The sequence below is a fragment of the Macellibacteroides fermentans genome (assembly GCF_013409575.1).
Taxonomy (GTDB): domain Bacteria; phylum Bacteroidota; class Bacteroidia; order Bacteroidales; family Tannerellaceae; genus Macellibacteroides; species Macellibacteroides fermentans.
In genome coordinates, this window is sequence record NZ_JACCCY010000002.1 from 850,532 (window position 1) to 862,631 (window position 12,100).

At 38.6% G+C, this 12,100-nt stretch carries 8 protein-coding genes; 5 read left to right on the forward strand and 3 right to left on the reverse strand.

Going from position 1 to position 12,100, the window contains the following annotated elements; translation table 11 throughout:
* The first annotated feature begins 112 nt into the window (after positions 1-112).
* The 4 genes from F5613_RS08505 (at position 113) to F5613_RS08520 (ending at position 5,882) form a co-directional block, all read left to right on the forward strand.
* Positions 113-2,620 carry a M1 family aminopeptidase gene (locus F5613_RS08505; RefSeq protein WP_246303379.1) on the forward strand — a complete coding sequence of 836 codons (2,508 nt, stop codon included), beginning with the start codon at positions 113-115 and terminating at the stop codon, positions 2,618-2,620.
* A gap of 72 nt (positions 2,621-2,692) precedes the next feature.
* A complete protein-coding gene (locus tag F5613_RS08510; RefSeq protein WP_179399414.1) occupies positions 2,693-3,892 on the forward strand; it encodes an MFS transporter in 1,200 nt (399 codons plus the stop codon).
* 151 nt (positions 3,893-4,043) lie between these two features.
* Complete coding sequence (locus F5613_RS08515; protein ID WP_179399415.1) at positions 4,044-4,778, forward strand: lysophospholipid acyltransferase family protein; 735 nt, start codon at positions 4,044-4,046, stop codon at positions 4,776-4,778.
* Positions 4,779-4,886: 108 nt separating this feature from the next.
* A complete protein-coding gene (locus F5613_RS08520; RefSeq protein WP_179399416.1) occupies positions 4,887-5,882 on the forward strand; it encodes an acyl-ACP desaturase in 996 nt (331 codons plus the stop codon).
* A gap of 65 nt (positions 5,883-5,947) precedes the next feature.
* Here F5613_RS08520 and F5613_RS08525 read toward each other — a convergent pair whose 3' ends face one another.
* Positions 5,948-6,676, reverse strand: coding sequence for an HAD family hydrolase (locus F5613_RS08525; protein ID WP_179399417.1), 729 nt, complete (start codon positions 6,674-6,676; stop codon positions 5,948-5,950).
* Between the two features lie 282 nt (positions 6,677-6,958).
* Between F5613_RS08525 and F5613_RS08530 the strand changes: the two genes are divergently transcribed.
* Complete coding sequence (locus tag F5613_RS08530; RefSeq protein WP_179399418.1) at positions 6,959-9,442, forward strand: glycoside hydrolase family 9 protein; 2,484 nt, start codon at positions 6,959-6,961, stop codon at positions 9,440-9,442.
* A 152-nt stretch (positions 9,443-9,594) separates the two neighbouring features.
* On the opposite strand, the gene F5613_RS08535 is transcribed toward F5613_RS08530, so the two are convergent.
* On the reverse strand, positions 9,595-10,494 hold the full coding sequence (locus tag F5613_RS08535) for a PIG-L deacetylase family protein (protein ID WP_179399419.1): 900 nt from the start codon (positions 10,492-10,494) through the stop codon (positions 9,595-9,597).
* Between the two features lie 260 nt (positions 10,495-10,754).
* Entirely contained in the window at positions 10,755-12,098 is a 1,344-nt protein-coding gene (locus F5613_RS08540; protein ID WP_179399420.1) for a glucose-6-phosphate isomerase, read from the reverse strand.
* Positions 12,099-12,100 lie beyond the last annotated feature (2 nt).

Sequence of the window (12,100 nt, forward strand, 5' to 3'; positions counted from 1 at the left end):
ACAGAGCCGTAGTTTAATTCTTTTCGATGGTGTATCTTTGTGATACGATCTTATTTTACAAACTATGCATCAATTTAAATATCAATTGTCTCTCTGGATTTCATTTACATTTATGATGTTATTATTCGGATCTTGTTCGGGTTACAAAATGATGAATGGCCCTGTTTTTAATCCAGGTGTTTCTTTGGAGTTGGCCGAATTACGGAAACAGGAAGTTTCAGGATTGAAATATAAATTATACTTTAAAATTCCGGAAGATAAAAATGAAGAGGTTTCTGGTAAAGTTGTTATGGATTTTATGCTTAACCGGACTAATGTAGATAAAACCAATGAATTTGGCGGAGTACTTCTGGACTGTCGTATAAATAAGGATAAGATTTATAAAGTATGGGCCAATGGGAGACAAGTGAATAAATGGATTGTTAATGAGCATATTGTAATTCCTGAATCGGTAGTAAAGAAGGGCGCTAATCAGATTGCTGTGCAGTTTGTTGCTGAGGATCAGTCGCTGAACCGTAATGCCGAATATCTATATACTTTGTTGGTTCCAGATAGGGCACGTACCCTTTTTCCTTGTTTTGATCAACCTAATCTGAAGGCTGAGTTCAGCTTGCAGCTGGATATTCCTGCCCATTGGACAGCCGTATCCAATACCGCAATTATAAATGAGAAAACTACTAATGACCGTAAAGAAATTCATTTCGCACCTACCGAACCTCTCAGCACTTATCTTTTTTCTTTTGTTGCCGGTTTGTTAAACCGTACAGAACAGTTTCAGAACGGACAAAAAATTGCGGTATATCACCGGGAAACGGATCCTCAAAAACTGATTCAGCTGGATACAATTTTTCATCAGGTTTTTGCATCTATCAAGTGGATGGAAGAATATACGGGTGTACCTTATCCATTTGCAAAATACGATTTGATAATACTTCCCGGATTTCAATATGGTGGTATGGAACATACGGGTGCAACTCTTTATAATGATAGAAGAATGTTTTTAGATGAACATCCTACACCTGATGAAGAACTGGGCCGGACATTATTGATTGCTCACGAAACTGCACATATGTGGTTCGGTGATTTAGTTACTATGAATTGGTTTAATGATGTGTGGACCAAAGAGGTTTTTGCAAATTATTTTGCAGCAAGAATTACTGAACCTCTTTTCCCTGACGTAAATCATAGGCTTTCTAATTTACGAACATTTTATATTTCCTCCTTAGGCGAAGATCGTACACCCGGAACAACGTCTATACGTCAGCCTCTTGATAATTTACGAAACTCCGGACTCATCTACGGTCAGATTATTTACAATAAAGCTCCTATTGTTATGGAAAAACTTGTGGAGTTGATTGGGCAAGAGGCATTTCAAAGCGGTATTCGGGAATATTTAAGGACTTATGCCTATGGAAATGCAACGTGGGATGATCTCGTTTCTATTTTAGATAGTAAAACCGATGCAGATTTAAAACAATTTAGCGATGTATGGGTAAATCAGAAGGGTATGCCTGAAATAGATATGGAACTTAAAGGTAATCGTCTTATTGTCCGCCAAAGAGATCTCTTGAATAGAGGAATATTTTGGCCGCAACGCTTTAATGTAACGCTCTGTGGAAAGAAAACAATTTCAAGGGAAATAAATCTTACGGATAGTATACTTGAACTGCCTCTCGATTTTTATCCGGATTATGTGCTTCCAAATACGGATGGTAGAGGTTATGGGCGCTTTCTCCTTTCTTCAGAGGCTGTTCAATATATTGTGGATAATTGGTTTTCAGAGAAGGATGAAGTTTGCCGTCTTTCGTTACTTATGACTTTATACGAGAATTATCAATCGAAGCGTTTGTCTCCTTCCCTTATAGCAAATACCCTGTTAAAGGGTTTACCTATTGAAAGTAATCCGATTATTGCTTCTGCCCTTGTTGGATATTTGAATAGTTGTGTTAATGACTTGAACGGTGAACCCCGTTTGTATATTGAACAACGGATGTATGAGCTGTATCAGACTCATAAACTTCCATCTGTCAGATTACAATTGCTTCGAGCCTTGATGAGTATGGTTGTTTCGCCGGATGTTATTGAAGCGCTATATGGTATATGGAGTGACGGAAAAAGTGAATTATTAAGCGAACGAGATTATATGACTCTCTCTTATGAACTGGCTATCAGGATGCCTGAAAGGAGTGCAGCCATTCTTGCTAAGCAAAGGGAGCGGATCACAAATCCGGATCGTATCAGGGAATATGATTATGTGGCACGGGCATTGAATCACGACACAACCAGATTGGATAATCTTTTTGAATCACTTCTTATTCCGTCAAACCGGCGCATTGAACCTTGGACTCAGACGGTGCTTTATTATCTAAATCATCCAACACGTCAGGATTATTCTGTCAAATATATACGTCCGGCTCTAGATGCATTGCGTGATGTGCAACGAACCGGCGATATCTTTTTTCCAAGAGGATGGGTGGGTGCGTTATTAGGAGGGTACAGAAGTATGGATGCATACCAAGAAGTACAGGACTTTTTGAAAGATAATCCGCAATACCCGCCTCTATTGAAAAATAAGATACTCCAGGCGGCTTACCCTTTATTTCGGTGTAACGAGGATTAAGGAGGTTCCTGAAGGATTCTTTGGCTTCTGTAATTATTAGCTTTATCTTTGCACCTCGAAAAAAGTAATTTAATGAATAAGTTCAAAGACAATGCGGCAACCGGAACCTCTTTCGGTATTTTACTGGCACTAAGTTTTTCACATTTGGCTAATGATACATTGCAGTCTGTAATTTCGGCTGTTTATCCAATGCTAAAGGAGAGTTTGGCTTTGAGTTTTGCTCAGATCGGTTTAATTACACTGGTCTATCAAATATCGGCTTCTGTATTTCAACCTGTTGTTGGATTTTATCTGGATAAAAGACCAAATCCGTGGTTTCTTCCGGTAGGAATGACCTTTACGATGACTGGGTTAACTACACTTGCTTTTGCTCATACCGTAACACTCACTGTAGTCGCTGTATTTTTGGTAGGTATCGGGTCTTCCATACTTCATCCGGAGGCATCCCGACTTACATCCATTGCTTCGGGCGGAAAACGCGGAATGGCACAGTCTTTATTTCAGGTAGGTGGAAATCTCGGGGGATCGTTAGGACCACTATTGGTTGCTCTCATTATTGCTCCATACGGTCAGAAACATATTGCTTTATTCTCAATATTGTCGGTAATCTGTATTCTTGTAATGATTCCCATCTGTAAGTGGTACAAAAGAAAGCTGAAGGAAGTAAAATCAGGAAAGAATACCATGCAGCCCATAAAACACTTGGCCATATCCCGCCCGAAATTGATTCTATCGCTGATAGTTCTGCTGATACTTATTTTTTCAAAGTATGTGTATATGGCGAGTCTGACCAATTATTATACGTTTTATCTGATTGAAAAATTTGGAGTTACCGTACAACAATCTCAATTTTATTTGTTCGGATTTCTTTTTGCTATTGCTCTGGGAACCCTGCTCGGCGGACCGATTGGTGATAAGGTAGGACGTAAGTATGTAATCTGGGTATCGATTCTTGGTACGGCTCCTTTTAGTTTAATGATGCCCTATGCCGACTTACAGTGGACTTGTATTTTGAGTTTGGTTATCGGTTTGATTTTATCTTCTGCATTTTCAGCAATTTTAGTGTATGCACAAGAGTTGCTGCCTATGAAACTGGGACTTATTTCCGGCCTTTTCTTCGGATTGGCTTTTGGTATTGCCGGAATTTCGGCTGCAATTATGGGAAATATAGCCGACGAAAAGGGTATAGAGTATATCTATCATCTCGTATCTTTTATGCCTTTACTGGGTATAGTTACCTATTTTTTACCTAATGTAAAGCGGAAAGTGTGATTGAGTAAGTGATTGAAATATTGTTTTTTTGTTATCCTGGTGATGTTGATTGATGTTATTTTTTGAACAATAGATCTTTTAAAATTGTTTTTAAGCCGAGTTAGTGAGTGATCTTTAACGCGACTCATTAATTGTTATAAAATATGTTTGTATGCAAAAGTTAATTTCTTATCCATTGTCTATAGTATATTATTTGCTATTTTTTTTAACATTACTGTTATTTCATCCGATTCAGTGGATATGTTTTAATTTGTTTGGTTATAATGCCCATAAAAAGAGTGTGGATGTATTAAGTTACTTTTTGGTGGCGAATACATATGTACTGGGAACTTCCTATAAATTTGAGAATCTTGACCTGTTGCCTCAAGGTGTTCCTCTTATAATTGCTGCCAATCATCAAAGCATGTATGATATTACTGCTATCGGATGGTTTATGCGTAAAGTGCACCCCAAATATATTAGTAAAATTGAATTAGCTAAGGGTATACCCAGTATTTCCTATAATTTAAATCATGGCGGTTCGGTTGTAATTGATCGTAAAGACCCCAGACAGAGTCTGCCTGCCATTAAAAAGATTGCAGAGTATATTGAACAAAATAAGAGATCGGTCGTTATATTTCCTGAAGGTACCAGGAGTAAGACGGGTGTTCCAAAGCCTTTTGCCGAAAGTGGATTGAAGTTACTGTGCAAGTATGCGCCTTCGGCCTACATGGTTCCGTTGACTATCAATAACTCCTGGAAAATGACGCCATGGGGATCTTTTCCATTAGGGATTGGGAATAAGCTTACTTTTACTATTCATCAGCCTTTTGCAATTGAAGACTTGTCTTTTGCCGAAATATTTGAAAGAACGGAAAAAGCAGTTGTTGGTTCTGTGCGCAATTAGTTGAAGGTGTTTTTCAACTTAATTATATACTTCATGGTTTAAGTTTAAACTATGTGTTTTTGTTGTAAATTATTACACAACCTATTACTCACAATTAAATTATTCCCAATGGCTCTAAAAAATATACGTTTAGAAGTGATGCACTTCATGGAACAGAATATAGATAGTTTTATTAATCAATATTTAATTCCTGTAGAAAAAATATGGCAACCAACTGATTTCTTACCAGATTCAGGTAGTGAAACTTTTTATGAAGATTTAAGGGAGTTGCGTGAATTGGCTAAAGATCTGCCATACGATTTCTGGGTCGTTCTGGTTGGAGATACCATTACAGAAGAAGCTTTACCTACCTATGAGTCTTGGTTGATGGAGGTTGAAGGCATTGTAAATGGCGATTCGGAAACCAGAAATGGTTGGTCAAAGTGGATCAGACAATGGACTGGAGAAGAAAACAGACACGGGGATGTACTTAATAAGTATCTCTATCTGTCGGGACGGGTAAATATGAGAGAAATTGAGCAAACAACCCAGCATCTTATTAACGATGGTTTTGATATAGGTACAGGTAGGGATCCTTACAAGAATTTTGTGTATACCAGTTTTCAGGAATTAGCTACATTTACGTCCCATAACGGTATTGCTGAATTGGCTAAAAAGGGTGGTAATGATAAATTGGCACGTATGTGCCGACGAATAGCGGGCGACGAAATGAGGCATCATCTGGCATATAGTGAGTTTGTAAGACGAATCTTTGAATTGGATCCAAGTGAAATGATGCTGGCCTTTAGCTATATGATGAGGCAAAAAATTGTAATGCCAGCCCACTTCTTGAGAGAATCCGGACAGAAAATAAGTACGGCATTCGAACAGTTTTCTAATTCAGCACAACGTATCGGCGTTTACACTACAAGCGATTATATAGCTATTATGGAAAAGCTGATTGAAAAGTGGAAAATAGATAAAATAACAGGACTCACAGATGAGGCCGAACGAGCAAGGGATTTTCTTATGAAATTGCCTGCACGAATGGCTAAAATATCTGAAAGGTTGGTTATCCCTTCAGAACCTTATGTCTTTAAGTGGGTAACTCCTTTAGTAAAATAGGCCTATTTATACATAGAATATTCCATCTCCCTGACAGATTCAATTCGCAGGAAGATGGATTTTTTTTATCTGCAAGCTTTCATGATATCATCCCAGGCTGCAGCCAGATCAGCCATACTTGGAAAGAGAATGTCAGCTCCTGCACCCAATAGTACACTGTCTGGCAAAGGACCGGTATTAACGGCTATAGTGAAAATGCCTGCAGCAACGGATGCTTCTACACCCATTGGTGCATTTTCTACAACAAAGGCCTCCCAAGGTTGAACTCCCGCTTTATTTAGTCCGATAAGATAAGGTTCCGGATGAGGTTTCCCATACTCCACATCGTAGGCCGTAACCATCTTTTCTCTTTCAAAGCAATTGGGAAAGGATTGATTTAATTTAGAAAGTAATGATTCCTGTCCAGAGCCGGTAACCACAAGTGTTTGTAGTCCATGTCTCTTAACATTCGAAATCACCTCGGTAGCTCCATCCATAGTGGCTCCATCATTATAATGATTGAACAACTCGGATTTCTGTTTATACATTTGCGCTTTTTCTTCCTCAGTTGCATCTCTCCCGAACGTACGTTGAAAAAGAATATTAATGGTGCTTTCGCCGGTCCTTCCTTCAAACATATAAAAGTCTTCGGGGGTTGAGATGAGTTGATGCAGACTGGAGGTTTCAGACCATGCACGGGCATGATAACGCATTGAATCGTATAATACTCCATCCATATCAAATAAAACGGCTTTGGGATTTAATATAGGGTACGAATGTCTATGCAGATAGCTTTGAATAGCTCGTTGAATCATTTTATTTGTCTTTTAAAGTATAATACAAAATTACACTAAAATGTTCGTGTAATCAAATGCTATCCTGTTGTTTGTCTTAAAAAGTAGTTATCTTTGTTTAAAAAGATTATATAGTTAATAAAACTATTCTATTAAGGTATTGTAAACTGTATTGTTGATTTGCCGACTCAGTATTAATCTTTAAAAAATGATAAATAGTTGAGGACTTTTTCTTTTTAATTAGTCTTATTATTAAAGTCAGCTTATTGTTATAGCCTTAAGTTATTATATAAATCAATACATATGAAAAAATTATTTTGTATTTCAGTTCTCTTATTTGTTTTCTTTTTTGCCCGTGCTGGAGAATGGATCCGCGTGAACCAATTGGGGTACCTTCCTGATTCGAAAAAGATAGCTGTATATATGAGTGAATCGCCCATTGATTTAGAACGTTTTGAATTGAAAGATGCTTACACCCATTCTACAATTCTTACTTTTAATTCACTGAAATCCGCTGGCAGATATGGTAAAATGCAATCTACTTACCGATTGAACTTTAGTGCATTTGAAGGTACCGGAACATATTATTTAAAAGCTGGCAATGCTGTTTCTCCGGTGTTCAGGATTAACGCACATGTATATGATGGTACAGCCGATTTTTTGCTTCATTATATGCGTCAGCAAAGATGTGGGTACAATCCATGGCTAAAAGATAGTTGTCACCTGCATGATGGTTATATTGTTTATCATCCAACCCGTTCGGGTGAGAAGATTGATGTTACCGGCGGTTGGCACGATGCAACGGATTATCTACAGTATACGGCCACCTCTTCCAACGCAATATATCAGATGATGCTGGCATACCAACAAAATCCGGAATCATTTGGTGATGCTTATCAAGCGAATGGACATCCTGGTTCTAATGGGATTCCGGATATAGTTGACGAGATTAAATGGGGACTTGACTGGTTGAACAAGATGAATCCGGAGAAGGGAATGATGTTTAATCAGATTGCGGATGACAGGGATCATGCTGGTTTCAGATTGCCTACAAGAGACTCGGTAGATTATGGATGGGGTAAAGGTACTGGCAGACCGGTCTACTTTTGTACCGGAGAACCTCAGGGATTGATTAAACATAAGAACAGAGCTGCCGGAATAGCCTCTACAGCTGGAAAGTTTTCTTCTTGTTTTGCCTTAGGTTCTAAAGTGTTGTCCGGATTTTATCCTGATTTTGCAAAAGAAATAGGGGCTAAGGCTGCTGATGCTTTCGACCTTGGCGTGCAATATCCGGGAGCATGCCAGACAGCCCCGGGTTCTGCTCCATATTTTTATGAGGAGGATAATTGGGTAGACGACATGCAATTGGCAGCTGTTGAATTGTATAAGTCGACCAAAGATGAAAAATACATGAAGCTGGCTGTAAATTATGGCAGAATGGAACCCGTTACTCCCTGGATGGGGGCTGATAGTGCCCGACATTATCAGTGGTATCCATTTATGAACGTAGGGCATTACAGACTTGGAAATTCGACCGATAAGCGAGTTAGCGATGAGTTTAAACGGAACATGCGTACTGGAATTGAACGTGTATTTGAAAAAGCAAAGGAAAATCCATTTCTCAATGGTATACCTTATATATGGTGTTCAAATAATTTAGTTGCAGCTTTGTTAACTCAATGCCGATTGTATCGGGAGACCACCGGCGATATTCGTTACGATGAAATGGAGGCGGCTTTAAGGGATTGGCTGTTTGGTTGTAACCCATGGGGTACAAGCATGATAGTTGGCCTTCCTTCGTGGGGAGACTATCCTGAGTTTCCACATTCTTCGTATGTTGTTGGCGGTATAGGAAATACTCCGGGCGGATTAGTAGACGGACCTGTTTACGGTGCTATTTTTAATGGATTGTTGGGTGTTAAAATTACTGAGCCGGACTTATATGCTCCTTTCCAATCGGATTTAGTCGTTTACCACGACGACGTCTCCGACTATTCAACCAATGAGCCAACAATGGATGGAACGGCAAGTCTTACTTATTATCTTTCTGCTATGCAAAAGGATGGTATGGAATTATCAAAGCATAACACCTCTCGAAACATCGAGGTGGCAGGAGGAATAGTTCGTACCGATCCTTCAAAAAAACAGTTGACATTGGTTTTTACGGCGGCCGACAAAGCGGATGGTGCCGATATTATACGAGAGGCATTAAAACGTAATCATGTTCAGGGGGCATTCTTCTTTACCGGCGGTTTTTATAGAGATTTTCCTGATGTAATCAAATCTTTAAAACAGGATGGACATTATTTGGGAGCTCATTCAAATGATCATCTTCTTTATTGTGCATGGGAAAATAGAGATTCTACGTTGATAAGCAGAGAGGTGTTTACAAAAGATATAGTTGAAAATTATAATTTGATGGCTAAAGCAGGTATTAATCCAGCGGATGCTCCTCTATTTATACCTCCATACGAATGGTATAATGAAGAGATTGCCAGTTGGGCTCAGGGTATGGGATTGAAAATCGTAAATTTTACGCCTGGTACCGGATCTAATGCTGATTATACAACTCCTGATATGAAAAACTACCGAAGTAGTAAGGATATATTCAATCAAATTATCAAAGTTGAAGAAGCTGATGGATTGAACGGACATTTGATATTGGTTCATCTTGGTACACATCCTGACCGGACTGATAAGTTTTATAACCGCTTGGATAAACTGATCAAAACATTGAAAAAAAGAGGATATACGTTTATTCCCTTGCGGGATGCTACAGGTTATTGATGATAATCCTAGCTGCTTTATCTTAAATAACAAAGCAGCAATAATTCTTTAAATAAAAGCCCAAAAGTAATTGCAATTACTTTTGGGCTTTTATTTAAAGATAAACTAGTTACGAAAAGTGAATCTTTCCTGAAAGGAGTGGATTGCTCTTATTATTTTGCAGAGTAGCCAGGAAATAGATCCCGGATTTCTGCTTCTGTTGGCTGTTTACCGTATTCACATATTTGAAAGGATTCTATCGCTTTTACTTTACTTAAATCTGTATATCTATACCATTTGTAAAGTAATTCTTTATCCTTTTCTGTTATAAATCCTCTTTTGATTACATAGTTTTTTTCGAGGTAGTTAAGTCTTCCTTCTTTGTCTGAGGGTATGATGTCATTGGATTGGTTTATCCAGGGTAGCCATTCATACACTTGCGAAACATGTGCATCAAGTAAGTTGGCTTTCTCTTTAATTACCGGCGTTATGTCTATCACAATGTCTGATCGAAAGGGCAACGGTGTTGTAAAGCGATCTCTTGTATATAAAAATAATGGATTGTTTTTGATAGCAGGTACCTCCGGAAGCATTTGAGGTACTGTTACCATAAAAGCTGCATCCTGAACCAGGAGTGAGGCATTTCTATGATCTGGATGATAATCGAAGGGACGATGGGTGATTACTATATCTGCTTTCCATTCCCTTATTAAGCGAATAACTTCTAATCGATTTTCGAGCGTTGGAAGTAGCTCACCATCATTTATGTTAACAACTTCGTATGCACATTTTAGCCTTTTTGCAACCTCTTCGGTTTCTTTCAACCTAACAGCAGCTAATTCAATGGGGGTGTAAGATTGATGTCCTTTGTTCCCATTCGTGAGGGATACGCATTTTACCTCGTGTCCGGCAGCTGTAAAAAGAAGTGCAAGACCGCCACTGGTTATTTCACAGTCGTCCGGGTGAGCGCAAATGATTATCACACGTTTTGAATCTTTTGATTCTTCTGAGCTCAGCATGTTAACACAAGGGAAGATCAGTAATAGTACCAGCAAAATAAATCTCTGTTTCATAGTAGTTTAAAATATAAGGTGTCGAATAAATACTCAGTATTATTCATTTAATTCTATTGAACAAAGTAAAGAATTTTTTTATAGATTTATTAGTTTGTAATCTATTTTCTTCGATTCTAAATTTACACAGGTCGTGCTAGCGATAAAAACAGGTGCGTTAAGTTCGTTTTTCAAATGCGAATCTATACTGAATAGACAGGGCTAAAAAATAATGGCTACTCAGAATAATCTAAGTAGCCATTCATTCGAATTAAAAAGTATTATAGTTTAGCTTTGATAGCTTCGCTTTCTTTTTCGTATCCAGGTTTGTTCAACAATGCAAACATATTCTTTTTGTACGCTTCCACACCTGGCTGGTCAAACGGATTTACTCCTAACATATAGCCGCTTATACCGCATGCTTTTTCAAAGAAATAGAAAAGCTGACCAATATAATATGCGTTTACCGCAGGAAGAGTGATTTTGATATTTGGTACACCTCCATCAACGTGTGCCAGTTGAGTACCAAGTTCGGCCATCTTGTTTACTTCGTCCACACGTTTGCCTGCAAGGAAATTCAATCCGTCAAGATCTGCATCGTCTGCAGGAATTTCTACCCGGTGGTCGGGAGATTCAATGGATATAACTGTCTCAAAGATGGTACGTTCGCCTTCCTGAATCCACTGGCCCATAGAGTGAAGATCTGTGGTGAGATCTACTGCTGCGGGGAAGATACCCTTATTGTCTTTTCCTTCGCTTTCTCCGTAAAGCTGTTTCCACCATTCACCAATATAATGGAGTTTTGGATGGAAATTTGCCAATATTTCGATGCTTTTACCGCTCTTATATAATTCGTTGCGAACAGCTGCATATACAGCCGAAAGATTTTCTTCGAAAGGAACTTCGATTCCTGTCTTTTTTTCCATAGATACAGCTCCGGCAACTAATTCGCGGATGCTGATACCAGCTACAGCAATGGGAAGTAAACCTACTGGAGTAAGAACAGAAAAACGACCACCAACATTATCAGGAATAATAAATGTTTTGTAGCCCTCTTTTGTCGCTAAAGTGCGCAACGCACCCTTAGATTTGTCTGTAATGGCAACGATACGGGTTTTAGCCTCTTCTTTACCAACAGCATCCTCCAACTGTTTCTTCAAAATACGAAATGCCAAAGCCGGTTCAGTTGTAGTACCTGATTTGGAAATATTGATGATTCCGAATTGTTTGCCTTTCAGAATTTCAGTAAGCTCATATAAGTAATCTTCACCGATATTTTGTCCGGCATATAAAAGAATCGGATTCTTGCGTTCTTTAAGAAGGAAATCGAAGCTGTTGTTAAGAGCATCAACTACGGCTTTTGTGCCTAAATAGCTACCGCCAATTCCCACAGCTACCACTACTTCACATTTTTCGCGAAGAATGTTGGCCGTATTTTCGATATCTGTAAGTTCCTCGTCAGTAATGGAAGAGGGGAGGTGTAACCAACCCAAAAAATCGTTTCCTTTACCGTCGCCATTATGCAGAGTGGCGATGCAATTGTTTGCTTTTGTTTCCTGATCCAGAATCTGTTTTTTTGAAACTGTTCCCAGAACCTTGTCAATGTTTAAACTGATGTTCTTCATAT

Bases quoted from the DNA above. Each gene is read 5' to 3' on its own strand.
- F5613_RS08510 (WP_179399414.1), top strand. From the start codon at position 2,693: ATGAATAAGTTCAAAGACAATGCGGCAACCGGAACCTCTTTCGGTATT.
- F5613_RS08530 (WP_179399418.1), top strand. From the start codon at position 6,959: ATGAAAAAATTATTTTGTATTTCAGTTCTCTTATTTGTTTTCTTTTTT.
- F5613_RS08520 (WP_179399416.1), top strand. From the start codon at position 4,887: ATGGCTCTAAAAAATATACGTTTAGAAGTGATGCACTTCATGGAACAG.
- F5613_RS08525 (WP_179399417.1), bottom strand. From the start codon at position 6,676: ATGATTCAACGAGCTATTCAAAGCTATCTGCATAGACATTCGTACCCT.
- F5613_RS08515 (WP_179399415.1), top strand. From the start codon at position 4,044: ATGCAAAAGTTAATTTCTTATCCATTGTCTATAGTATATTATTTGCTA.
- F5613_RS08535 (WP_179399419.1), bottom strand. From the start codon at position 10,494: ATGAAACAGAGATTTATTTTGCTGGTACTATTACTGATCTTCCCTTGT.
- F5613_RS08505 (WP_246303379.1), top strand. From the start codon at position 113: ATGATGTTATTATTCGGATCTTGTTCGGGTTACAAAATGATGAATGGC.
- F5613_RS08540 (WP_179399420.1), bottom strand. From the start codon at position 12,098: ATGAAGAACATCAGTTTAAACATTGACAAGGTTCTGGGAACAGTTTCA.